The sequence below is a fragment of the Mycobacterium sp. NPDC003323 genome (assembly GCF_053589535.1).
The window spans coordinates 233222-256759 of sequence record NZ_JBSFSB010000001.1; the positions used below are offsets into that span (position 1 = coordinate 233222).

22 protein-coding genes and 1 pseudogene are annotated in these 23538 nt (G+C 68.7%); 13 read left to right on the forward strand and 10 right to left on the reverse strand.

Going from position 1 to position 23538, the window contains the following annotated elements; translation table 11 throughout:
• The first annotated feature begins 83 nt into the window (after positions 1 to 83).
• The 6 genes from ACWDUN_RS00865 to ACWDUN_RS00890 all read left to right on the forward strand — a co-directional run bounded on the left by ACWDUN_RS00865 (position 84) and on the right by ACWDUN_RS00890 (position 7359).
• Complete coding sequence (locus tag ACWDUN_RS00865; RefSeq protein WP_449923289.1) at positions 84 to 1040, forward strand: DUF7159 family protein; 957 nt, start codon at positions 84 to 86, stop codon at positions 1038 to 1040.
• A gap of 39 nt (positions 1041 to 1079) precedes the next feature.
• A complete protein-coding gene (locus ACWDUN_RS00870; protein ID WP_449923292.1) occupies positions 1080 to 1691 on the forward strand; it encodes a hypothetical protein in 612 nt (203 codons plus the stop codon).
• The gene (locus tag ACWDUN_RS00875) at positions 1691 to 4783 is read left to right on the forward strand and encodes a helicase HerA domain-containing protein (protein WP_449923295.1); all 3093 of its coding nucleotides are present in this window, start codon (positions 1691 to 1693) and stop codon (positions 4781 to 4783) included. Before ACWDUN_RS00870 ends, ACWDUN_RS00875 begins: the two co-directional genes overlap by 1 nt.
• An 8-nt stretch (positions 4784 to 4791) precedes the next feature.
• Positions 4792 to 5298, forward strand: a complete 507-nt coding sequence (locus ACWDUN_RS00880; RefSeq protein WP_449923297.1) for an O-acetyl-ADP-ribose deacetylase — start codon at positions 4792 to 4794, stop codon at positions 5296 to 5298.
• A gap of 173 nt (positions 5299 to 5471) precedes the next feature.
• On the forward strand, positions 5472 to 6416 hold the full coding sequence (locus ACWDUN_RS00885; RefSeq protein WP_449923300.1) for a mechanosensitive ion channel family protein: 945 nt from the start codon (positions 5472 to 5474) through the stop codon (positions 6414 to 6416).
• Positions 6417 to 6429: 13 nt separating this feature from the next.
• Positions 6430 to 7359: an NAD(P)/FAD-dependent oxidoreductase gene (locus ACWDUN_RS00890; RefSeq protein WP_449923303.1), complete on the forward strand. Its 930-nt coding sequence runs from the start codon at positions 6430 to 6432 to the stop codon at positions 7357 to 7359.
• Here ACWDUN_RS00890 and ACWDUN_RS00895 read toward each other — a convergent pair.
• From ACWDUN_RS00895 to ACWDUN_RS00905, 3 genes are read right to left on the reverse strand one after another with little or no spacing between them, the layout of a single operon-like run.
• The gene (locus ACWDUN_RS00895) at positions 7356 to 9437 is read right to left on the reverse strand and encodes a xanthine dehydrogenase family protein molybdopterin-binding subunit (protein ID WP_449923306.1); all 2082 of its coding nucleotides are present in this window, start codon (positions 9435 to 9437) and stop codon (positions 7356 to 7358) included. The two genes, ACWDUN_RS00890 and ACWDUN_RS00895, sit on opposite strands and share 4 nt — an antisense overlap.
• Positions 9434 to 10429, reverse strand: a complete 996-nt coding sequence (locus ACWDUN_RS00900; protein WP_449923309.1) for an FAD binding domain-containing protein — start codon at positions 10427 to 10429, stop codon at positions 9434 to 9436. The genes ACWDUN_RS00895 and ACWDUN_RS00900 overlap by 4 nt, the downstream gene beginning before the upstream one ends.
• The gene (locus tag ACWDUN_RS00905) at positions 10426 to 10941 is read right to left on the reverse strand and encodes a 2Fe-2S iron-sulfur cluster-binding protein (protein WP_449923311.1); all 516 of its coding nucleotides are present in this window, start codon (positions 10939 to 10941) and stop codon (positions 10426 to 10428) included. The genes ACWDUN_RS00900 and ACWDUN_RS00905 overlap by 4 nt, the downstream gene beginning before the upstream one ends.
• 98 nt (positions 10942 to 11039) lie before the next feature.
• Between ACWDUN_RS00905 and ACWDUN_RS00910 the strand changes: the two genes are divergently transcribed.
• The gene (locus ACWDUN_RS00910; RefSeq protein ID WP_449923314.1) at positions 11040 to 11237 is read left to right on the forward strand and encodes an antitoxin Phd; all 198 of its coding nucleotides are present in this window, start codon (positions 11040 to 11042) and stop codon (positions 11235 to 11237) included.
• Complete coding sequence (locus tag ACWDUN_RS00915; RefSeq protein WP_449923316.1) at positions 11234 to 11611, forward strand: type II toxin-antitoxin system death-on-curing family toxin; 378 nt, start codon at positions 11234 to 11236, stop codon at positions 11609 to 11611. Before ACWDUN_RS00910 ends, ACWDUN_RS00915 begins: the two co-directional genes overlap by 4 nt.
• Here ACWDUN_RS00915 and ACWDUN_RS00920 read toward each other — a convergent pair.
• A complete protein-coding gene (locus ACWDUN_RS00920; RefSeq protein ID WP_449923318.1) occupies positions 11608 to 13227 on the reverse strand; it encodes a peptide chain release factor 3 in 1620 nt (539 codons plus the stop codon). The genes ACWDUN_RS00915 and ACWDUN_RS00920 overlap by 4 nt on opposite strands.
• Before the next feature lie 50 nt (positions 13228 to 13277).
• Here ACWDUN_RS00920 and ACWDUN_RS00925 point away from each other — a divergent pair, with 50 nt between their 5' ends.
• A complete protein-coding gene (locus ACWDUN_RS00925) occupies positions 13278 to 13682 on the forward strand; it encodes an LOG family protein (RefSeq protein ID WP_449923321.1) in 405 nt (134 codons plus the stop codon).
• A gap of 4 nt (positions 13683 to 13686) precedes the next feature.
• Positions 13687 to 14367, forward strand: coding sequence for a YceI family protein (locus ACWDUN_RS00930; protein ID WP_449923323.1), 681 nt, complete (start codon positions 13687 to 13689; stop codon positions 14365 to 14367).
• A gap of 2 nt (positions 14368 to 14369) precedes the next feature.
• On the opposite strand, the gene ACWDUN_RS00935 is transcribed toward ACWDUN_RS00930, so the two are convergent.
• Positions 14370 to 16130, reverse strand: a complete 1761-nt coding sequence (locus ACWDUN_RS00935) for a sulfatase-like hydrolase/transferase (RefSeq protein WP_449923326.1) — start codon at positions 16128 to 16130, stop codon at positions 14370 to 14372.
• A gap of 104 nt (positions 16131 to 16234) precedes the next feature.
• Here ACWDUN_RS00935 and ACWDUN_RS00940 point away from each other — a divergent pair, with 104 nt between their 5' ends.
• Both ACWDUN_RS00940 and ACWDUN_RS00945 read left to right on the forward strand, forming a co-directional pair.
• Positions 16235 to 16513, forward strand: a complete 279-nt coding sequence (locus tag ACWDUN_RS00940) for a hypothetical protein (protein ID WP_449923329.1) — start codon at positions 16235 to 16237, stop codon at positions 16511 to 16513.
• 66 nt (positions 16514 to 16579) lie between these two features.
• Positions 16580 to 17575 (forward strand): LmeA family phospholipid-binding protein, encoded by a 996-nt coding sequence (locus tag ACWDUN_RS00945; RefSeq protein ID WP_449923332.1) that lies wholly within the window; start codon positions 16580 to 16582, stop codon positions 17573 to 17575.
• Here the strand turns inward: ACWDUN_RS00945 and ACWDUN_RS00950 are convergent.
• The 4 genes and pseudogenes from ACWDUN_RS00950 to ACWDUN_RS00965 all read right to left on the reverse strand — a co-directional run bounded on the left by ACWDUN_RS00950 (position 17572) and on the right by ACWDUN_RS00965 (position 21957).
• The gene (locus ACWDUN_RS00950) at positions 17572 to 18735 is read right to left on the reverse strand and encodes a cytochrome P450 (RefSeq protein WP_449923334.1); all 1164 of its coding nucleotides are present in this window, start codon (positions 18733 to 18735) and stop codon (positions 17572 to 17574) included. The genes ACWDUN_RS00945 and ACWDUN_RS00950 overlap by 4 nt on opposite strands.
• A 41-nt stretch (positions 18736 to 18776) precedes the next feature.
• Positions 18777 to 19898, reverse strand: a pseudogene (mhpA, locus tag ACWDUN_RS00955) (bifunctional 3-(3-hydroxy-phenyl)propionate/3-hydroxycinnamic acid hydroxylase MhpA); the annotation flags it as partial.
• 8 nt (positions 19899 to 19906) lie between these two features.
• Entirely contained in the window at positions 19907 to 20836 is a 930-nt protein-coding gene (locus tag ACWDUN_RS00960) for a fumarylacetoacetate hydrolase family protein (RefSeq protein WP_449923337.1), read from the reverse strand.
• The gene (locus tag ACWDUN_RS00965) at positions 20833 to 21957 is read right to left on the reverse strand and encodes a VOC family protein (protein ID WP_449923340.1); all 1125 of its coding nucleotides are present in this window, start codon (positions 21955 to 21957) and stop codon (positions 20833 to 20835) included. Before ACWDUN_RS00965 ends, ACWDUN_RS00960 begins: the two co-directional genes overlap by 4 nt.
• Before the next feature lie 94 nt (positions 21958 to 22051).
• Between ACWDUN_RS00965 and ACWDUN_RS00970 the strand changes: the two genes are divergently transcribed.
• On the forward strand, positions 22052 to 22684 hold the full coding sequence (locus tag ACWDUN_RS00970; RefSeq protein WP_449923343.1) for a TetR/AcrR family transcriptional regulator: 633 nt from the start codon (positions 22052 to 22054) through the stop codon (positions 22682 to 22684).
• On the opposite strand, the gene ACWDUN_RS00975 is transcribed toward ACWDUN_RS00970, so the two are convergent.
• Positions 22668 to 23486: a hypothetical protein gene (locus ACWDUN_RS00975; protein ID WP_449923345.1), complete on the reverse strand. Its 819-nt coding sequence runs from the start codon at positions 23484 to 23486 to the stop codon at positions 22668 to 22670. The genes ACWDUN_RS00970 and ACWDUN_RS00975 overlap by 17 nt on opposite strands.
• Positions 23487 to 23538 lie beyond the last annotated feature (52 nt).

Below are 23538 nucleotides of genomic sequence, written 5' to 3' on the forward strand. Positions count from 1 at the left end.
CGGCGGCGCCCTGCCACGACGAGTCGTTCCCGCCCCAACTGGGTAACCTCAAGATCACAGAAACAGATCAGGGGGATAACGACGTGAGCCTCGTACTGGGTCTTTCGGTCACCTCGAAGGACGTCCACGGCGAGTTGGTCGACGGCGTCACCGGACAGGGCGACCACCTGGACCGCCGCGTCCTCGACGTCGACGAGATCGAGGACTACCTGGCCCAACTGCCCGCCGACGCCGACCTGCACGCCGTCGGGCTCACCTGGTCGCACGACGCCGAGGACGAGGCCATCAAGGTCCGCGAGGCCCTGGACACCTACAGCGGGGGAGCCCCCGTTGTCCCGGTCCGCGATGTCGAGGCCGCCGAGGCCCTGGCCCGCGGCATCGCCGACCTGACCGGCCACGACTTCCTGGTCGTCTGCGTCGTCGAACCCGACAGCTCCGTCGTCGCCACCGTCGACGGCTTCCACATCCACGTCGAAAGCGTCGATCACGCCGACGCTGCCACCCTGACCGACCGCGTACTGGCCGTCGTGCGCGCCGCCAAACCCAGCCCCGACGCCGTCTACATCCTCGGCTCCGCCGACACCGACGACCTCGTGACCGCCCTGCGCGCCGATGCCGACCGGCCCGTCATCACCGCCACCGAAGCCGACTTCGCGCTGACCCGCGGCGCCGCGCTGGCCTCCGCGCACGCCGCCAGCATCCCCGACGAACCCGAACCCACACCGGGGTTCAGCAAAGTCAAAGCCCTGACCGTCACCCTCGTCGCCGCGGTCATCGTGTTCGTCGTCTCGGTGTCCCTGACGCTGGCGTGGCCGTCGCGGCCCGCGCCGGAACCCGAACCAGACCCGCGTCCCCAGCTCGCGCAGAACCTCGCCCCCGCGCCCGCAGCACCGAAGGCCCCGGAACGCGCCAAACTGCTCAACGTCCCACCGCCGGTTCAGGCACCGCCACCACCGCCGGCCCCCGGACCGGCCCCGGCGCCGAGAATCCGCGACAATCCCGTGCTCGACCGGGTTCCCTTCATCGACCGGATCCGCTAGCCGGCACGCCACCATGCCGATGCCGCTACGTTGTAACGCGTGAGTGTCACGCCCGCCGACCTGACCGGGACCGAACGCGCCGTACTGCTCGTCCTGATGGCCCAGGCCCGTCCCGTGCCCAACCCCGAACTCGTCGAATTCGGCCCCAAACTGGACAAACCCAGCCGCGACAAGCTCAACGAGCTCAAGCTCATCGAATCCGACCGGTCCTCCGGCCGCTACGTGCACGACCTCACCGACCGCGGCTGGCGGCTGTGCCGCGACATCATCACCGCCGGCGCCCCGCCACGCTCCACCGGCCCCGCCAAGACGCTCTACACCGTGCTGGCCGGCCTGAACCGCCACTTGGGCGCCGCCGACCTCAGCCTGGCCGACGTGTTCGGCTCGGCACCGCCGCAGAGCACCGCGGCCCGCATCACCGCCACCTACACCGCGCTCGCGCCACGCCCCGGCGCCTGGGTGGGCCTGAAATCTCTGCGCCAGGAGCTCGAAGACGTCGACGATCTCGACACCACGCTGACCGAGCTGTACCGCACCGGCGCCGTCAGCCTGATCCCCGAAGAAAACCAGAAGGCCCTCGCCGACGAGGACCGGGCCGCCGCGCTGACCATCGGCGGTAAGGCCAAACACCTGATCGCGATTGAGGTTTGATGCAGGACGCACACCGCGAGGCGCTCGCCGCCCTGAGGCTCACCTGGGCACCCACCAGCGACGATCTGTGGCGACCCCAGGCCCCGACCCACGTCAGCGGACTCAACGAACGCGCCGTCGACGATGTCATGGAGGCCTTCGACGACGCGCTGCGCGACCCCGAATCCGCCCCGCTCGGCGTCACCATCCGCGGTGAGGCCGGCTCGGGTAAGACCCATCTCCTCGGCCAGATCCGCGAACGCGCGCAGGCCGGCGGCGGCTACTTCTTCGTCGTCGAACTGCTCGACGCCGCCAGCTTCTGGGAATCGGTGCGCGCCGGCGTGCTGGAAAGCCTGGGCCGCCGTGGCGCCACCCGCGAAACCCAGCTCAAAGACCTGCTGTGGGAACTGTCCTCGATTGCACACGTGTCACGCGCCGACCGGCGCGCCATCATCGGCGACGAGGACCTGGACCGCGAAACCCTGGACACCTTCGTCAACGAACTGGCCAAGGCCCGCCGCGATGTGCGCGACTGCCACCAGACGCTGCGCGCGCTGGTTCTGTTGTCCGCCAACGACCTTGTCGCCCGCGATATCGGCGACTCCTACCTACAGGGCAGCGAGGAGGCCGGCGCCGACGACCGACTGCACTGGCGGCTGCGCGGCACCGCACCTTCGGCCCAGCACTGCGTGCGCGATATCGCCCGACTCGCCGCGCTGGCCGGCCCCTCGATCCTCGCCCTCGACCAGATCGACACCCTGCTGGCGCAGTCCTCGGCCCGCACCGGCGAGAGCCACACCGGCGGTGACGGTGTGCTCGAACAGGTGGCCCACGGCCTGATGTCGGTGCGCCAGACCATGCGCCGCACCGTGCCCGTCGTCGCGTGCCTGCCCTCGGCATGGGAGAGCATCCGCGACCGCGCCACCGCCAGCGTGTCCGACCGGTTCCGCGTCACCGCGCCGCTGGCCCCGCTGCCCAGCGCCGACATCGGCCGCGCCATCCTGGAGCGCCGCTTCGAATCCGCCTATCTGACGGTCGGTTTCACCCCGCCGTACCCGAGCTGGCCGATCACACCGTCGGCGTTCGAGGGCACCACCGGCTACACCCCACGCCAGCTGCTGATCCGCGCCGACGCCCACGTCCGCGAATGCCTGCGCCGCGAAGAGGTGATCGAGCTCGAGGATCTCGACAAGCCCCTACCCGCGTCGACAAAACCGGACAAGTCCGAGACGCCGACGACCTCCCCGATCGACCGGTTGTTCACCGAATACCGTTCCCGCGCCGTGCCGGCCGCCGCGCTGGACGCCGACGGCGAGGACACCGCCGTGCCCGCGCTGCTGGGCGCGGCGCTGACCGCGTGGATCGCCGAGCACGGCGACGACCAGTCCTATGTCTGCGACCCGCCACCGGGCTCGCACGTCGTGCTGCACGCCCGGCTGCGCCAATCCCTGGACGCCGCCACCGACGACGAGCGGCACTGGGCGTTCCGTGCGATCGGCGCCACCAACGCCGTCGCCGCCCAGAACCGGATCAAGAAGACACTCAGCGCAACGGGTCTCAGCGCGGGCAATGACCGGCGCAGCCTGTTCTTCCTGCGCAACCACCCGTGGCCGTCCGGCCCGAAAACCGAGGCGCTGATAAGGGATTTCGAGGAGCAGGGCGGGCGCACCCTGACGCTGCCCGATGACGACATCCGCACCATGACCGCGCTGCGCGACCTGATCGACGATGACGTCGCCGGCCTGACCGAATGGCTGCGGGTGCGGCGTCCCGCGCACGGCATCACCGTGCTGCGCGAGGCGCTCAACCTCAACGGCGACGCACCGACGCAGATCATCAAGGAAGACGAAGTCGAAACGCCCGAAGGCCCCGAGTTCAGCGCCGGCAAGACGAAGATGCCGCTGGGCATCGACGTGCGCACCGAGGACACCGTCGCGATCGACCTGGCCGCCATGCGCAAACACGTCGCCATCTTCGCCGGGTCGGGCTCGGGCAAGACCGTGCTGATCCGCCGCCTTGTCGAGGAGGCCGCGCTGCGCGGTGTCTCGTCGATCGTGTTGGACCCCAACAACGATCTGTCCCGCCTCGGCACCGGTTGGCCGGAAAAACCGACGGGCTGGCGCCGCTCCGACGATGAGCGCGCCCGCGACTACCTGGACAACACCGACGTCGTGATCTGGACGCCGCGCCGCTCCACCGGCCGGCCGGTGGCCTTCCAGCCGCTGCCCGATTTCGACAGCGTGCGCGATGACCACGATGAGTTCATCGAGGCCGTCGAATCCGCCGTCGCCGCCCTGGAACCGCGTGCTCAGATCGCCGGGCAGACCGCCAAGGCCGCCCGATCCCGCGCGGTGCTACGAGAAGCGTTACAGGAGTATGGCCGTCGCCCGTCGCCGACGCTGCCCGGGTTCATCAACATGCTCGCCGACCTGCCCGATGACGTCAGCGAGCTCGCCGACGCGCGCAAGATGGCCGCCGAGATGGCGCAGAACCTGCGCGCGGCCACCGTCAACGATCCGCTGTTCGGTGGCGCCGGCACCCCGCTGGATCCCGGTGTGCTGCTCACCCCGGCCGATGGGAAACGGGCCCGCGTCTCGGTGATCAGCATGATCGGCTTGCCCAGCGACGAGCAGCGGCAGAGCTTCGTCAGCCAGCTGCAGATGGCGCTGTTCGCCTGGATCAAACGCAACCCGGCCGGCGACAAGCCGTTGGGCGGGCTGCTGGTGATGGACGAGGCGCAGACGCTGGCCCCGGCGCGCGGACTGACCGCCAGCACCCGCAGCACGCTGGCGCTGGCGTCACAGGCCCGCAAGTACGGCCTGGGGCTGATCTTCGCCACCCAGGCACCCAAGGGCTTGCACAACCACATCCCCGGCAACGCGGCCACCCAGTTCTACGGGTTGCTCAACTCGCCGGTGCAGATCGCGACCGCCGAGGAGATGGCCCGCGCCAAGGGCGGACTGATCAGCGATATCAGCCGACTGCGTGCCGGCAACTTCTACGTCGCCACCGAGGGCAAGTCGTTCCACCGCGTCACCGCGCCGTGGTGCCTGTCCTATCACCCGGCCAGCCCGCCGTCAGCCGAAGAGGTGCTGGCGCTGGCGCAGGCATAGTGGGTGCCATGCCGACCATCACCGCCGTGCACGGCGACATCACCCGGCAGAACGTGGACGCCATCGTCAACGCCGCCAACAACGCCATGCGCGGCGGCGGGGGAGTCGACGGCGCCATCCACCGCGCCGGCGGGCCCGCCGTGCTCGAAGACTGCATCGCACGCTTCCCCGACGGCCTGGCCACCGGCGACGCCGGCTGGACCACCGCGGGCCGGTTACCGGCGCGCTGGGTGGTGCACACCGTCGGCCCCAACTACAGCGCAGGTCAGCGTGATCGGGCGCTGCTCGTCTCGTGCTACGCCCGCAGCCTGCAGGTCGCCGACGAACTCGGTGCCCGCGCAATCGCTTTCCCGCTGATCAGCGCCGGAATCTACGGCTGGCCCAAGGACGATGCCATCGCCGCGGCCATCGACACCGTGACGGCAGCAGAGACGAATGTCACGCAGGTCCGGATCGTCGCCTTCGACGAAACGACGTTCGAGCAGGTGAGCGCGGCTTTGGGCGAATCTACGTGAGTTCAGTCTCGATGTGGTCTGACCGACTGGGCTGAATCTAAGTAGCGGATTCATACCCCAACGCCTACACCAGTTCAGCACGGTCAGCGATCCGGCGACCACGCTGAAACCAGGTAGACGTCGTGGCCCCCACCCCCGATTGACCCCGAACCGATGTGGGTACGGTCGAAAACATGGATGTGGTCAACCTTGCTTTCGAATGGACGGACACCAACAGACACTGGCTCATCGAAGTACCCATCCGAGTAGCGGTATACCTCCTGGTCGCGCTGATTGCGCGCTTCGTGCTGCACCGCATGATCGACCGCGCCACCACCGGCCGCAACCCCAAGATCGTCGACGACGCCGAACCGAAGCGGGCGAGCCGCCTGCGTGGACTGCGCGAGCGCGGTAACTCGGCCAGCGCCGCCAAGGCCGCCGCCCGCCGCCAGCAGCGCGCGCAGACCATCGGCTCGGTGCTGAAGTCGACGGTGTCGATCGTGCTGCTGGTCTGGGTGGTGCTGACCGTGCTCAACGTGTTCGGCGTCAACATCGCGCCGTTCATCGCCTCGGCCGGTGTGGTCGGCCTGGCCATCGGTTTCGGCGCGCAGAATCTGGTCCGCGACTTCGTCACCGGTGTGTTCATGCTGCTGGAGGACCAGTACGGCGTCGGCGACACCGTCGACCTGGGTGAAGCGATCGGCGAGGTCGAAAGCGTCGGCCTGCGCATCACCACCGTGCGCGATATCGACGGCACGCTGTGGTACGTCCGCAACGGCGAGATCGCCCGCGTCGGCAACATGAGCCAGGACTACGCCGTCGCCCGCATCGACGTGCCCGTCGCGCTCAATGCCGATGTGCACGAAGCCGAGAAGGTGGCGCTGAATGCCGCCCGCGAGGCGATCACCGACGAGTCGATCGCCGCCAAGGTCATCGGGGAGCCGGAAATGCTTGGTGTGCAGGCCATGTCCTCGGAACAGGTGACGCTGCGGCTGACCATCAAGACCAAACCCAACGCCCAGTGGTCGGTGCAGCGGCGGCTGCGCCGCGAGATCCTCAGCGCGTTCGACGACAACGGGATCGACCTGCCCTACGCCGGATTGCGCGTCCCCGCCGCGGTCAACGGCGAGGCCGAGTAGCCCGACTACCGGCATGGCATCACCACGGGTCGCGGTCATCGGAGCGGGACTGTCCGGCGCCGCGTGCGCGCAGTCGCTGCGGGAGAACGGCGTCACCGTCGAGATCTTCGAACGTGGCCGCGCCCCGGGCGGGCGGATGGCCTCGCCGAGCCTGCACGGCCGCCGCGTCGACCTGGGCGCGGCGTACTTCACCGCCAAGGACCCGGACTTCTGCGCCGTCGTCGACGACTGGGTCGCGCGCGGCCTGGCTCGGCCCTGGACCGACACCTTCGATGCCGTGTCCCCGGCCGGACGCGACGCCACGACGGGCCCGGTGCGCTTCTCGACACCCGACGGGCTGCGCGCGCTGGTGCGTGACGTCCTCGCCGAGGATGTCAGCCTGACCGCCGTTGTCGATTCCCTGGACGACCTGCCGCACGACGCGGTCGTGCTGGCCATGCCGGACCCGCAGGCCGCGCGGCTGGCACCTGAGGCCGCGCACTGGGTGGACTACGAACCCGTGATCGCGGTGGCCGCCGGCTGGGCGGACCGGTGCTGGACGATGGCCGACGCCGCGTTCGTCAACGACGACCCCGACCTGTCGTTCGTCGCCGACGACGGCGCACGCCGCGGTGATGGTGCCGCGGTGCTCGTCGCCCACACCACCGCCGCGCGGGCGCGTGAACACCTCGACCGGCCCGACGACGCGGTGGCACCGGTGCTGACCGCGCTGCGCCGGTTGCTCGACATCGACGCCCAACCGGACTGGACGCATGCGCACCGCTGGACGTTCGCCAAACCCGCAGGCACCCACGGCGATGCGGAGTTCGGCCTGTCCACCGCCGGGCGACCGCTTGGCCTGTGCGGGGACTCCTGGTGCCCGACGGGCGCGCCGCGCGTCGAATCGGCCTGGCTGTCAGGTCGTCGGCTCGGCGCCGCGCTGGCGGCCGCGCTGAACTCCTAGATCAACGCATCACACGTGATCGGCAGATCGCGCACCCGCACCCCGGTGGCGTGGAACACCGCATTGGCCACCGCCGCCGCGGAGCCGACGATGCCGATCTCACCGGCGCCGCGGGATCCCATCGGGTTGGCGTGCTCGTCGAGATCATCCAACGCGATGGCCTCGATTGCGGGCACATCGGCGTGCGCACTGATGTGGTAGGTCGCCAGATCGCGGGTGACGACGTGGCCGAACCGCGGATCGCGCACGCTCTCCTCGTGCAGCGCCATCGACAGCCCCATCGTCATACCGCCGATGAGCTGGGAGCGCAGCGTCGTCGGATTGATCACCCGGCCCACCGAGAACACCCCCAGCATCCGCGACACGTGGATCTCACCGGTGAACCGGTTGACCCGCGTCTCGGCGAAATGCGCACCGAACGAATACATTCCGTACTTCTCGGCGTCCTCGTTGGCGTCGGTGGCCGCGGCGGTGGTGTGCACACCCACCTCGGGATGCTCGCCGTGGTCATGGCGGAACGCCCGCGCGGCGGCCACGATGGCCCGGCCCCACGAGGTGATACCGGAGGAGCCGCCGGCCACCGAGGCGTCCGGCAGCGCGGTATCGCCGATCTGCAGGTCGATCGCCGACAGATCGCAGTCCAGGGCGTCGGCGGCGATCTGCGCCAGCGCCGTCCAGGTGCCGGTGCCGATGTCGACCGCACCGATCTGCACTACATAGCGGCCCGGCGCGACATGTTCGATGCGCGCGGAGTTGCCGGGCATCAGCATCGCCGGGTAGACCGCCGAGGCCACTCCGGTCCCGATCAGCCACTCACCGTCGCTCCGGTTGCCCGGCTTGGGATCCCGATCGGCCCAGCCGAACCGCTGCGCGCCGGTCTGCAGACATTCGATCAGCCGTCGATTCGACCAGGGGCTGCCGGTCTCCGGATCCACCGGCGGCTCATTGCGGATCCGCAGCTCGATCGGGTCGATATCGCAGGCGACCGCCACCTCGTCCATGGCGACCTCAAGGGCGTACATGCCCGGACACTCGCCGGGGGCGCGCATCCAGAACGGCACCGGCACATCGAGGGTGGCCAGCTTGTGCCCGGTCCTGCGGTTCGGCGCGGCATACATCATCCGCGTCGGCGTCGCGGTCTGTTCGGCGTACTCCTTGACCGTCGCGGTCTGTTCGACCACCTGATGGTCGATGGCGATCAGGCTGCCGTCCTGCTGGGCGCCGATGCGCAGATGCTGGATGGTCGGCGTGCGGTAACCGACCATGTCGAACATCTGCTGGCGGGTCAGCGCCAGCTTGACGTGCCGGCCCGGCGTCCGCATCGCGGCCATCACGACCAGGATGTTGTGCGAGTGCGGTGCCCCCTTGGAGCCGAACCCGCCGCCCACATTGCGTGCGATGACCCGGATCTTCTCCGGTTCCAGGCCGAACGACGTGGCGAGTTGCTTGCGCACCACGTGCACACCCTGCGTGGAGTCCCACAGCGTCAGTTCCCCGTCGTCCCACAACGCGATACAGCTGTGCGGCTCCATCGGGTTGTTGTGCTCGTGCGGGGTGGTGTAGGTGTTGTCGACGACGATCGGGGCGTCGCGCAGCGCGGCCTCGACGTCACCGTCGGAGGTCTCGGCGGGGTAGTCCGGGTTCACCTTCTCCGGGGTGTACAGCGTGGGATGGTCCACGGTCAACTCGCTGTCGGGTGGCTGCTCGTCGTACTCGACGCGCACCAGACCGGCGGCGTGCCGGGCGGTTTCGGCGCTCACGGCGATGACGCCGCCGATCAGCTGCCCGCGGTAATTCACCTCGGGACCCTGCAGCACGGTCAGGTCACCGTTGGAAATATCGGCCAATTCGGGTGCGTCGAACGCGGTGATCACCGCCAGCACACCATCGGCGGATTCGGCGGCCGCGGTGTCGATGGACGCGATGCGGCCCTTGGCGATGGTGGCCTGCACCGGATGCAGATACACCGGATCGTCCACGCGGTACTCGAACGCGTACGGCGCGGTGCCGGTGACCTTGGCGACGCCGTCGCGGCGGGTGACGGCGGTCCCGATGGCGCGGGGTTCCAGGATGGTCATCGCAGGGCTCCTTCCGCGATCGACAACAGGGTGGCGGTCATCGCCCGTCGGGTCAGATCCACCTTGAACTCGTTGCCCTCCAAGGGTTTCGCCTGCTCGAGTTCGGCATCGGCGGCCCGTTCGAAGGCCTCCTGGGTGGCCGGCGCGCCGATGAGTGCCTCTTCGGCGCGCCGGGCCCGCCACGGTTTGTGCGCCACCCCGCCGAGCGCGATGCGCGCCGAGGTGACGGTATCGCCGTCGACGACGAGTTCGGCGGCCACCGAGGTCAGCGCGAACGCGTAGGACGCGCGGTCGCGGACCTTGCGGTAGGTGGAATGCGCGCCGTCGGGCGGGGCCGGGATCTCGACGGCGGTGATCAGCGCACCGGCGGGCAGGGTGGTGTCGCGGTCGGGTTCATCACCGGGCAAGCGGTAGAACTCGTCGATCGGCAACCGGTGCTCACCGTCGACGTCGACGTAGACGACATGGGCGTCCAGCGCCATCATCGCCACCGCCATATCCGAGGGGTGCGCGGCCACACAGTGTTCGGAGGCGCCGAGGATCGCGTGATACCGCGTGTACCCGCCGATCGCCGAGCACCCGGTGCCCGGGCTGCGCTTGTTGCACGGTGTGGTGACGTCCTGGAAATACACGCAGCGGGTGCGCTGCAGCAGATTGCCCGCGGTGGTCGCGACATTGCGCAATTGACCCGACGCACCGGCCAGCAGCGCGCGGGCGAGCGCCGGGAAATTGGCACGCACCACCGGGTGGGCGGCCAGATCGGCATTGCGGACATCGGCGCCGACGCGCAGCGACCCGTCCTCGCGGACCTCCACCTCCTGCAGCGGAAACAGGTGGCCGACGTCGACGAGCATGCTGGGCTCGGCGATGCCGAGCTTGAGATGGTCGACCAGGTTGGTGCCGCCGGCCAGGAACATGGCGTCGGGATGATCGGCGAGCGTGCTGACGGCGTCCTCGACGCTGGTGGCGCGGTGGTAGTCGAAGGGGATCATCGGGCTGCCTCGTGGATCGCGTCGACGATGTTCGGGTACGCCGCGCAGCGACACAGGTTGCCGCTCATGCGTTCTCGGATCTCGTCATCGGTCAGTTCGGGGGTGGCCTCCAGATGCTCGGTGACATGACTGGGCGCCCCCGACTTCACCTCGTCGAGCATGCCAACCGCCGAACAGATCTGACCCGGCGTACAGTAGCCGCACTGGAAGCCGTCGTGATCCAGGAAGGCCTGTGCCACCGGGTGCAGCCCGTGCCCCTCACCGAGGCCGGCGGCGGTCACGATCTCCGCCCCGTCGTGCGCGACGGCCAGCGCCAGGCAACTGATGGCCCGGCGGCCGTCGATCAGCACCGTGCACGACCCGCATTGGCCGTGGTCACACCCCTTTTTCGGGGCGGTGACCCCGAGATGCTCACGCAGCAGGTCGAGCACGGTGGTGCGGTTGTCTATCCGAACGGTGTGGCCGGTGCCGTCGACGTGCACGGAAACCTCGGTGAAGTGGGCTGACTCCATGCGGCGGGGTTACCCGCGTGAGATGTGCCGAAACTCAGCTCTCGGCGGCGACCACGTCAAGGTACCGAATTTGGTACCAAACGAGGTACGCTGCTGTGGTGCCCTCGCTGAACCTGGAGTTTGACGACGCCGAGATGGAGCAAATCCGCGCAGCGGCGCGTGCGGATGATCTGTCGTTGAAAAAGTTCGTGCACGCGGCCGTGATGGAACGCGCCAGCATGCACAAGCGCAGGGTCGCCGAGGCGGCGCGGCTGGTGGCCGAGCGGTCGGCGGAGCTCAACCGCCGTTTGGCATGACGGACTATCTCGACCGTGACGATGTGCTCACCGCCGGATCGATAGCATTCGGCGCCGAACTGACCGTCCGCGACTACGGGCTGCTGGATGCGGCGGTGGCCCGGCCTCAGGCGACGGTGTTCGGAGTCGACGCCTATCCGCAACTGTGGGACAAGGCCGCCGCATTGCTGCAATCTCTGGCGCGAAATCACGCGCTGGTCGACGGAAACAAACGAACCGCGTGGGCGTCGGCATGGACGTTCCTGTACATCAACGGCTTTGAGTTGTCCCCGCAGTTCGACGTCGACCGGGCCGAAGACCTGATGAATGAGGTCGCCACGAGCGACTGCAGTTTGGACTACATCGCCGCCGCGCTGGCGGGCTTCGCCGCTTAGCTCTCGGCCGCGGCCACCAACGACCGCAGTTTGATGTCCGGGTTGTCGCGCTGGAAGCCCTCCAGCCGCCACGGTGTGGAGAACAGCACCAGCAGCACCCCGTCCGAGCGGGTCAGCACCTCGGCGGACACCTGCTTGTTCATGAACTCGGCATCGGCGGGGTCGACGATGCGGGCCACCTGATAGGGCAGCGGCTCCAGGGTGATCGCCGCGCCGATCTCGGCCTCCATCCGGTGCGCGGCCACCTCGAACTGCATGGGCCCGACGGCGGCGAACACCGGTGCCTGCTCACCGCGCTTGTCCGAGCGCAGCACCTGCACCACGCCCTCCTGGTCGAGCTGCTCGATGCCCTTGCGGAACTGCTTGTGCTTGCTGGGATCCTTGCCGCGCACCACCGAAAAGTACTCGGGGGAGAAGCTCGGGATGGGCGGAAAGCTCACCGGCACATCGCGATACAGCGTGTCCCCGGGCCGCAGCGCCGCGGCGTTGGCCAGGCCGATCACATCACCGGGCCAGGCGTCGTCCAGCGTCGAGCGCTCCCGGCCGAACACCGACTGCGCGTACTTGGTGACGAACGGCTTACCGGTGCCGGCGTGGGTGAGCACATCACCGCGCTCGAAGGTGCCCGAGCAGACCCGCGCATAGGCGATGCGGTCGCGGTGCGAGGTGTCCATCCCGGCCTGGACCTTGAACACGAATGCGCTGAACGGCGCGTCCACCGGCCGCGGCTGCCCCTCGACGTCGACGATGGCACCGGGGGAGGGTGCCAGGTCCACCAGCACGTCGAGCAGTTGGTTCACCCCGAAGTTCAGCGCCGCCGAGGTGAACAGCACCGGGGAGGACTCGCCGGTCAGGAAGGTGTCGCGGTCGTAGTCCGAACCGTCCATCGACAGCAGTTCGGATTCCTCCACCGCGGTGTCCCAGTCGGTGCCGGCCTCGTCATGGCCGCGCTCGGCGGGGATGTGCTCCTCGGGGGCGGCGGTGGCGCCACCGGCGGTGCGGGTGAACCGGATGTAGTGGCCCTTGCGGCGGTCCATCACGCCCTTGAAATCCCCGGCGATGCCGACCGGCCAGGTCAGCGGCGTGGTGCGCAACCCGATGCGCTCGTGGATCTCGTCCATCAGCTCGAGGGCGTACCGGCCGGGGCGGTCCCACTTGTTGATCACCGTGATGATCGGGATGCCGCGGTGCTTACACACCTGGAACAGCTTCAGCGTCTGCGGCTCAAGGCCTTTGGCCGCGTCGATGAGCATGACCGCGGCGTCGACGGCCGTCAGTACCCGGTAGGTGTCCTCGGAGAAGTCGGCGTGACCGGGGGTGTCGAGCAGGTTGATGACGCAGTCTCGGTAGGGGAACTGCAGCGCGGTCGACGTGATCGAGATACCGCGGGCCTTCTCCATCTCCATCCAGTCCGACACGGTGGACTTGCGGCCCGCCTTGCCGTGGATCGCGCCGGCCTCGTTGATCACCCGGGCGTGCAGCGCCAGCGCCTCGGTCAGCGTCGACTTACCGGCGTCGGGGTGGCTGATGACGGCGAAGGTGCGACGCCGGCCGGCCTCGGTGGCGATCCGGGCGGCTGATTTGGCGTCGGCGGTGGTCACGGCGTTTTCGGTCATATCGGTATCGATGGTATTGGCCGCCGCGGGCAATGCCTAAATTGAGCGGCATGCACATCTGCGTCTTCCTGTCCGCCGCCGACCTGGACGTCCGCTACACCACCCCTGCCCGGGAGTTCGCCCGCGACCTGGCCGACCGCAAGGCCCAGCTGCTGGCCCGCGCCGATGCCCTGGTGGTGCTCGCCGGCGGCCTGGGCACCCTGGACGAGGCCACCGAGATCCTGGAGCTGCGCAAACACGGCCACCACAGCAAGCCGGTGGTGCTGCTGAACACCGCCGGGTTCTACGACGGGCTGGTGATGCAGCTGCGCCGGATGGAGAGCGACGGTTTCCTGCCGGTCCCGCTCGACGAGCTGATTCACGTCACCGATGACGGCGCCGACGTGCTCGACTACCTGCAACGACGTCAATTCGTTCAAGATCACCCCAGGGACGCTGGACGTTTGTCACCATGACCCGATGAGGAAAGCGGCGGCGATCGTGGCGGGCGTGCTGGGCCTGCTGCTGGTCATCGCCGTCGCGGTCGCCCCGTGGGCCTACAAGACCCAGGTGCAGGGCCCGCCCGACCCCGTTCTGACGCTCGCGGCGGGCGCCGCGCCGGCCACCACCGGCGTCGACGGGTCCTGGACGGTGCAGCCCGGCTCGCAGGTCGGCTACCGCGTACAGCAGCAACTGCTGTGGGAGATGGTCGACGTGAACGGCCGCACCTCGGCGGTCACCGGCGGCGTCGAGATCGCCGAATCCCACGTCAGGTCAATCGAAATCAGCGTCGACGTGGCGAGCATGCAGTCCGGCAGCCCGGGACGCGATGACAAGTTCCGCAGCACCGACGCCCTGGAGACCGCGACCTTTCCGACCGCGGAGCTGACCAGCAATGTGCCCCTCGACCTGTCGGGGATCGCCGATGACGGCAGCCCGGTGCGGCTCGAGGTGCCGGTGCAACTGACGATCAAGGGTGTCACCCGGCCCGCCCTGGCGCAGGTGGACGTGCGGCGCAACGGGGACCGCGTCGACGTCGCGGGCACGGTGCCGATCCGGTTCCTTGACTTCAACGTCGACCCGCCGAAACCGTTCGCCTCGCTGCTGCAGGTGCAGCCGATCGCGACCATCGAATTCCTGGTGCACCTGGCCAAGGGCTGAGTTCAGCGCCGGAACCACCGCTTCCGCGGCGTCGCGGGCGGCTGCCGGCGCACATACGGCCACGGATTGTTGCGCTCGGGTACCGACGCCGCCCGTTCCTGCTTGAGCCGGGTCCGCAGCTGCGCGCGCACCTCGTCGAGCGCCGGATCGTCCCAGCGGTTGACGGCCTCGCCCGGATCGCCGGTCAGGTCGTAGAGCTCCCACTGGTCGTCGAGCACATCGCTGCGGTAGCGCTGTGCCCCGCGGCCGGTGTAGGCCAGCTGCCGTACCCCCGGTTCGGTCCAGGTGCCCGGATCGTCGAAGGTGCGCACCAGCTTCCACAGCCGCCCGTCCACCCGCGCCACCAGACCCTCGAAGTTGCCCGCCACGTCGACGGGCACCCGGATGCGCAGCGGCGCAGGCGGATTGACATCGCGGCCGAGCTGACGTGCCAGCCCCGACGCCCCGGTGTCGCCTTCGAGCACGTTGTCGCGGGTCAGCAGGTACACCGCGCGGTCGGCATCGGGTGCGCCGCCGTCGACCACCGGCATCAGATCGCGGCCCGGCAGCGGATGCACCTCGCTGAACTCGGCCGCCAAGTCCGTGGCGACCCGCTCGACGTCGATCCCGGCGGCGCCCAGCAGCGTCGGCACCACATCCACATGCGAGGTCGGCGCATCGACCACCCGAGCCGTCGTGGGCTGTGAACCGATGCGGGCGATGACGAACGGCACCCGGGTGGCCTCGTCGTACAGGTTGAACCACTTCTGGTGCAGGCCGCCGTGCGCGCCGAGCAGTTCACCGTGATCCGAGGTGCGTACCAGCACCGCCTCGGTCGAGCCCTCGACGACGGCGCGGCGGACCCGGTCCAGCGGGCCGTCGACCTCGGCGTGCAGCCGGTAGTACAGGTCGCGGTACTGCTGGGCCTTGGTGCGGTAGGTGCGTTGCACGGCGCGGGTGGGCCCGTACCCCGAGTAGTAGGCATCCCGGAAGGCGGCCTGCGCGGCCGGTTTGGCGCGCAGATCCTCGGTGGCCGTCGGGGCGGCGGGCACCGACGGGGGATCGGCCGCCGGGTCGGCCGGCAGCGGGTTGCGCCGCGACCACGCCGGGAACAGCACGATGTCATGCGGATTGACGAAACTGGCGACCAGCAGGAACGGCCGCAACGCGTCGGCGTCCCCGGCGCGTCGGCGGGCATAGCGATCTTGCAGCCACGCCACGATCCGGTCGGCGAACAGCGGGTCACGCCGAAAACCGCTGTTGGCCATGGCCGCTCCGTGCGGTTCCGGCCCGACCCAGCCGGAGAACCCGTACGGGCCCAGCGGGTCGGCGTCCAGATACGCCTGCACCGCAGCCTCGTCGACGACACCGTCGTCATCGTTGGTGGCCAGGATCTTGCCGGACGGATCGGTCAGGTCGGCATGCGAGATATGCCATTTGCCGTCGTAATGGGTGTCGTAACCCGCGGCGCGGAACCAGTTTCCGAGCGTGGGCACCTCACCGCGGCGCAGCCAACGCAGCCGCGAGTCGTCATAGCGCTTGCCCAGGCCGTCGGTCTGGGTGACACCGTGCAGATCGGGATAGTGCCCGGTGAACAGGGTGGGCCGGCTCGGCACGCAGGCCAGCGATCCGGTGTAGTGCCGGGTGAAGGCGACGCCGTGCTCGTCGAACCAGCGTCGCCCGGTCAGGACGCGCTGCCGCCAGGCCAGCACATCGTCGGTCTCGTACGGCGGCACGGCGCGTTCCTCGTCGGTCATCAGGATGACGATGTCGGGCTTGCTCATGCGTCAATTCAACTCCGAATTGTTGGGATCGGTAGCGAAAGCGCGCGGTTGTACTTGTGCCATGACGACGCCGGCAGAGGCGGCGCCCCACGAAAGGAAGACAGATGAACATCATCCCCGCCCAGCTCCAGGACCTCACCAAGCGCGTCGAGCGCACCCCCGCGCTGGCCATCGCCATCATCGCCGGGCTGAGCGCGGTGTGGTCGATCTACCGACTGCTGTGGCTGGTGTACGCCGGGTTTGCGCTGTCGAGCTTCGGGCTGTCGCCGGTGTCGCTGATCATCTCCTTCGTGGTGTGGGTCGCGGTGGCCGCCGCCTCCGGCCTGGTCGCCTTCGCCTTCTGGACCAGGTACAACGCCACCGAACAGAATCCGGCCGAGTAGGCCCGCAACGCTCCGCCGGCGGGAAACACACGTTTCCCGCCGGCGGCGTTTTGGCAGAATCGGGAGATGCCGCCGACGCCACCCGGACCGCAGCCGCCCGAACAGCCGCGCGACCCGGCGACGCGGCGCATCCCCAGGCCGCCCCGGCCGGACCTGCCGACCCAGCGCATTCCGCACGCCGAACCGCCCACCCAGCAGATCCGGCGTCCGGAACCGCCGACCGACAAGATGCGGGTGCCCGATCCGGCCACTCGCAAGATCCCGGTGCCGCCGCCACCGCCCATCCCGCCGCCCCCGCTGCAGACGCTGCCGCCCGGCCCGCAGGAGCCCGAACCGAAGGCCACACGCAATCGGCAGAGCATCGTGCTGATCGCGGTCATCGTGGTTGCCGCGCTGATCGGCACACTGGCCGGGGCCGAGCTGTTCGCCCGCCACCGCGCCGGCACCGTGCTGTCGGGCATCACCGACTGTCTGGTCGAGGACACCGCCGACGTCTCGTACTCGGTGACACCGCCGTTTCTGTGGCAGTACCTGACCGACCACTACACCGACATCTCGGTCATCACGACCGGTGACCGCGTGCAGGCCGCCAAGGGCATGACCGCCGATGTCACCCTCAGCGATATCGAACTCAGGGATTCCGGCGATTCCGCGGGCACCATCGGCTCGGTGCAGGCCACGCTGTCGTGGACCGCCGACGGCATCAAACAGACCGTGGCCGAGAACCTACCGGTCGTCGGCGACCTGGTCACCTCGGTGCGCACCGACGCAAGCGCGGGCACCCTCATCCTGGACGCCACCGGAGACACCAGCATCACCGCCGAGCCCGAGGTCCGCGACGGCAACCTCGAACTGGTGGTGCAGGAGGTCACCGGCGCGTTCGACCAGGCCACCGTGCAGACCGCGCTCGACGAGTTGACCACCCAGCTCAACGAGAACTATCCGCTGGGCATCAAGGCCGACAGCGTCACCGTCACCGACACCGGTGTGGACGGCACCTTCTCCAGCACCGACGCCACCATCCCGACCGGCGAGAGCGATCCTTGCTTCGCCGATCTCTAGGCCACGAGCCGCAACGGCAGCCTCTTGTGCCTGCGGATGATGTTGTTGACAGCCCATTCCGGTTCGGCGGCCACCTCGATGCGTTCCACCTGCTGAACCAGGGCCCGCAGTATCGCGGTGGTCTCCAACCGCGCCAGCCCCTGTCCGGCGCAGGCGTGCGCACCGTTGCCGAATCCGATGTGCGCGCCGGCGTTGCGACGGATGTCGAATGTCGTGGGCGAGTCCCAGACCAGTTCGTCGCGGTTGGCCGACGCGTAGAGCACCAGCACCTTGGACCCCGCCGGCACCGCGATCCCGGCGATCTCGGTGTCGTACCTGACCCGCCGGGCGAAGCCGCGCAGCGGTGACTCGTAGCGCACCACCTCGTTCACCGCCGCCGGGATCAGGTCGGGATCGTGTTTGAGCAGCTCCCACTGCTCGGGATGGGTACCCAGCAGGTACAGCGCGTTCGAGATGGCACTGATGGTGGTGTCCAGCGACGGGGCGATGTAGTCGACCATCAGCTTCGGGCATTCCGAGCGTTCCAGGGCGCCGTCGTCGGCGGCCGACAGCAGCTCATCGGCGATGCTGCCGGGCAGCACATCGTGGCGCCGCACCACCCGCCGGGCGAATCGCAGCATCTGAAGTGCTCGCGGAACGGATCTGAGCGCCTGCCAGTTCAGTGGGCCGAGGATGTCGAAGGTTGCTCCGCCCCACTCGATCAGGTGATCGCGCCGATCGCGCGGCCAGCCGACCAGGTCGGGGACCACGGCCAGCGGGAGAGCTGATGCGAGTGCGACACCGTCGATCTCGCTGCCGCGCACGGCCTGTTCGACCACCGCGTGCGCCTGCTGGTCGATCGCGTCACCGATGCCGCGCAGCGCCCGCGGCATCAGTCGATGCGCGACGAGCTTGCGCCGCTCAGAATGCTCGTCGCCGTCACTGGCCAACGTGGTGCCGCGCGCCAGGAGATCGGTCACCGCGTTCAGTGCGACCCCATCGGCGGACAAGAACTGTTGATCATTGCGCAGCACCGCCTTGCATTCGGCGTAGCGAGGCAGTGCAAAACACCTGTGCCGCTTCAGCCACACCACCGGACCGAGCTCGCGTAGCCGGCGATAGTGCGGATACGGATCGAGGATGGCCGCGGTGCGGTAGATGTCGGCGGCGTAGCCGATCACCGGAGCCTCCGGGCAGCGGTGAACGCAAAATCCACTCTGGAGGTCTTTCGGTGTAGCGGCCGCGCACAACTACGCGCGACGATCACCGCTGCGGCGAGCAGTCGACGTGCCTTATCACCGGCGCGACCACCAGAGGTCATCGCCCGACCCACAACCAATGCCAGCCGGATCATGTTGCGCGCATGTGGCTTTCGTTCTTTCTCGTAACTGTCCAGGATGTGTACCGGAAGGCGGCCGGTGAGCACGGCGGCCAGCTTGTCGGCCAGGTTGCTCGCATCACGCAGGCCCGAGCCCATGCCTTGGCCGACGAACGGCGGGGTCAGGTGCGCGGCATCCCCGAGCAGAAATACGTTCTCTTTCCGCCAGCGGTCCGCGATCTGCGCCCGGAACGTGTACTCGGTGACCCGCACCAGGTGCAGTTCGGTACCCGCTGCGAGCCACGGTGCGATCAACGGCTGCAACGCGTCGATGCTGCCGTAATCGCTTACTGTTTCACCGTCGAGCAGTTGGAACTCCCAACGGTACCGGGTGTCACCGATGCGCATGTACGTCGCGGCCCGCCGTGCGCTGCACAACTGGTGAACACCGCCCCACAGGTTGAGCTCGGCGTCGGTCTCGATGTCCACCACCAGCCAGCGCTGATCGAATTCGAGGTCGTGCATACCGACGCCGATCCGGTTGCGCACCAAGCTGTTCGCACCGTCGCAGCCGAGAAGATAGTCGCAGGTGATCATCTCGCTGTCACGGAGCGTGACGCGCGCTGGGGCACCGGGTGCTACGTCGACCACCTCGATTCCACCGCGCAGCTCCAGCTCAGGGAAGCGGGAGCTGTTGGTGCGCAGCAACTTCTCCAGCTCGGGCTGGTCGAACATATTGGCCTGCGGGAAGCCGCTGCGGCCGGTTCCGCGGCGGAAGCGGGCCAGCACCCGGTGACGTTCGTCGACCAGTTGCAGTCCCTCGGCGGGCCGCGAGATCGCGGCGAACTGATCCGCGACGCCCACCCGGTCCAGGATCTGGTAGACCTCGTCGTCGAGATGGACCGCGCGCGGTTGTGGGTACACATCGGGCCAGCGGTCGAGAACGAGTGTCCGGATCCCCTGCTGGGCCAGCAGGGTCGCCGCGGTCAGCCCGGTGGGGCCCGCACCGATGACGACGACGGGCACGTGGGTGGTCACCGGTACCGCACCCGCATGCGTTGGCCACCGAGGTCGATGGTTCCGTCGTCGGTGGCGACGGTGGCCTCGACGATATCGCCGTCGCGCAGGTACTTCTGGTTGGTGGCCTGGCGCTTGAAGAACGCCTTCCACTTCACCGCGGGCGGCAGCAGGCTGCCGATGATCTCGATGGGTTTGGGCGGGGCGCTCAGCGCGGTGCCGACCGGCGTCCCGGTGAGCACCAGATCGCCGGCGGACAGGTCCTGGAACCGGGTCAGCGACTGCAATGCCTGCAGCGGGCGGTACAGCATGTCACCCTCGACCACGGCGTTCTGTCGCTCGGATCCGTTGACCGACAGGCGCAGTCGTAGGTCGCCGAATCGCTTGAGCTCGTCACTGTCGACCAGCACCAGCTCGGGGCCCACCGGGGTGAAGGTCGGGTAGGACTTGGCCTCGTAGAACTGGGTCTGCGGCAGCTGGATGTCGCGTGCGGACACGTCGTTGGTGATCACCAGACCGGCGATTGCACCGGCGAGGTCGTTCTCGGTCAGGACCGTGCCCACCGGGATGTCGCGGCCGATGACCAGCCCGATCTCCACCTCATAGTCGAGGAACCGGACGTGCTCGGGCTTGACGATATCGTCGAACGGCCCGCTGATCGATGCCGAGGATTTACGGAAGAAGGTGAGCGGCACCGTCTTCGGATCCATCCCGGCATCTCGGACATGGGATTCGAAGTTGGTCATCTGTGCGACGACCCGGCACGGTGTGGTGACGGGGGAGATCAGGTCGAGGCTGTCCACCGCGACGGAATCGCCGGTGGTCGCGATGGCGGCGCGGTCGGCCAGGAGTTCGGCGGTGGTGGTGGCGGTGGTGTCGATGCGGGCGGCATTGTCGGCGGTGCGCACCCACCAGGCGTCGGCGGTACGGAGAATGGAAACGGTCATGAGGAGGCAACTTTCAGTAGACCGGCGAGGCGCCGGAGATCGAATTCGTTCTCACCGCGCAGGGCGGTCAACATCGCGGCCGCCTCGTGGCGGACCGAGCGGGCATCGGTGCCCAGGAAGTCGCGGGTGACGGGCGGGCCCCACTGCGACAACCCGGTCGCGCTGAACTCGGCCCACCCGGGTTCCAGCGTGTTGTCGAACATGTCGCCATCGGCGAAATGCTCGACCAGGAAACCATCGGGATCGCGCCAGTAATCGAACAGCTGGCTGCCCTGGATGTGCCTGCCGATACCCCAGGACCTCCAATAGCCACGCTCGCCGAGGTATTCACCGCCGGCGGCCAGCGCATCGAGATCGCTGACCTGATAGGCCGAGTGCACGTACCGGTTGGCCGGACCGAGTGCCAACGCCAGGCTGTGGTGGTCGGCGGGCGTGGCCCCGCGATCGCAGCGGACGAAGCTCATGGTGGGGCCGCGGTCGCGTTGGCCGGGGAAGTACAGGAAATCGCTGACGATCATCCCGAACATGTCCAGGTACCAGTTCAGCGTCTTGAGGTAAGTGGTGGACTGCAGCACCACATGGCCGAGCCGCTGAACCCGGGCCGGCACCCGGGCCGGGCGCTGGGTGGCGTTGATGCGAGTGATGTCTCGTCCGGTATTACAGGTCAACGGTTGCTGAACGGGGGTTTCGGGCAATGTGTGCATTCCGGCGACCACGCGCACCGGGGTGCCGCTGGGATCGGTCAGGTCGACCGCGACGCCGCCGATCACCTCGGGCAGCGCTCGGACGCCCGCGCCGACGGCGTCGGCGATGCGCAGCACGTCCACCTCGTCGGCGGCCCGCAATGCCAGGCCGCGGAATCGGGTCCGTGACCCGTGCCGCAGCAGCACACACGGCGCACCGGCATCGGTGCCACGCAACTGCAGTTCGGTTGGCGTGCGTTGGGCGGTCTGGAAACCGAAGGCTCGGGCGAAGGCCTCGGCACGGATGAGGTCCGGTTTCTCGAACTCCAACCAAGCCAGATCGACGACCTTGATCACCGGGTTTCGGGCGCGGCCGGTGTGCTCCCCGCGGACGGCACCGCGCTCGCTGTGCAGATCCTTGTGCACGTCAGTGGCCATGGCACCTCCTATGTTGATGAAATCGTCACATGCGACGAGATGTTCAGTCAACAGTTTCTGACGAATTCATCAGAAATGAGGCACACTATGGTGCATGCGCGACGCACCGACCCGCACCGACCGCCGTAAGCAACGCACCCGTGCTGCGCTGGTGGACGCTGCGCAACGGTTCATCGCCGAGGGCAGGCTGAACGCGCCGATCCTGGAGATCACCCAGGCCGCCGACGTCGGCATGGGCTCGTTCTACAACCACTTCGAGTCGCGCGAGCAACTGTTCGAGGCCGCGGTCACGGAGGTCCTGGACACCCACGGCGCGTTGCTCGACGTGTGCACCGCCGACCTGGACGACCCGGCCGAGATCTTCGCCGCCTCGTTCCGGCTGACCGGGCGCATGTTCCGCAACCGCCCTCAGGAGAGTCAGGTGCTGCTGGCCAATGGGCTGATGTTGCTGCAGTCCGACCGCGGGCTGGCACCGCGTGCGCTGCGCGATATCCGAGCCGGCGTCGCTGCGGGACGCTTCCGTGTCGATGATCCCGAACTCGCCCTGGCCGTCGCTGGTGGCGCGCTGCTCGGACTCGGCAATCTGCTGCGCGCCCAGCCCGATCGCGATGATGCCCGCGCCTCCGATGCGGTGACCGAGGATGTGCTGCGGTTGCTGGGTATGACCCAGGCCGAGGCCCAAGAGGTCTGCGCGCGGACGCTGCCGGCTTTCAGTTCGGCCTCCTAGGCCGCGACCACAGTGCCCGGCGCACGCGGTAGACGAGCGTCGTCGAGGTGTCCTGCGGATCGGCGTGGACGTACCGCCAGCCCTTGTGCTGCAGGAACTCTGCCGTCGCCACGGCGTGCGCACCGGCGGGACCGCAGCCGACGCCGACTTTCAGCCGCGGCCATCCCATGGCCACCAGCGCCTCGTCGTAACCGTCGGTGATGCGAATCTGGCTGTGCGTCGGGCGATGTCCCGCGTCGGCGAGTATCAGTCGGACGCGCGTCTCCTCGGGATTTTCCGCGCCGGGGTCGATCTCCTGGATGGCGAGGTCTGCCGTCCGGATGTCCCTGGCGCCCGGATAGCGCTCGGCCAGTTCCCAGATGTCGGCCTTGGTGATGCCACCCGCCGCGGTGAACGGGTCCAGCAGCGTTACGGCCTCGTCGCGGGGGAGGTGTCGCGCGATGTCCAGGGCGGTCCGGATCCGATTGGTGATCGGAAGTCCCACCCGGAGGGTGATCTCGTCCACGCTGATGCGCTCATTGCGAATGGTCAGGCCGACAGGGTGTCGGGTGTGGCGCGCGATGAGTTCGATCGGCGCGGTGGTCACCGCGGACGGGTTGCGGTACAGCGCCGCGGCGGTACGGCCGGCGATGATCCCGGTGTCGCCGGTCCACAGCAGTGCGGCCCGCGCGCGCACCTCCAGGGTCAGTTCGGTGTCTTTGGCGACGTAGATGTTCGGCAGGACCGCGGTGTAGCGCGACCGCAGGACACCGCGGGTGAGGATGCCGTCGGCCACGGCGTCGCTGCCTCGAAGAGGTTCCATGACGGCATGGTTTCTTCGGGCGCCGACAAATTCGCCGGGTCGGTGGCCTTCG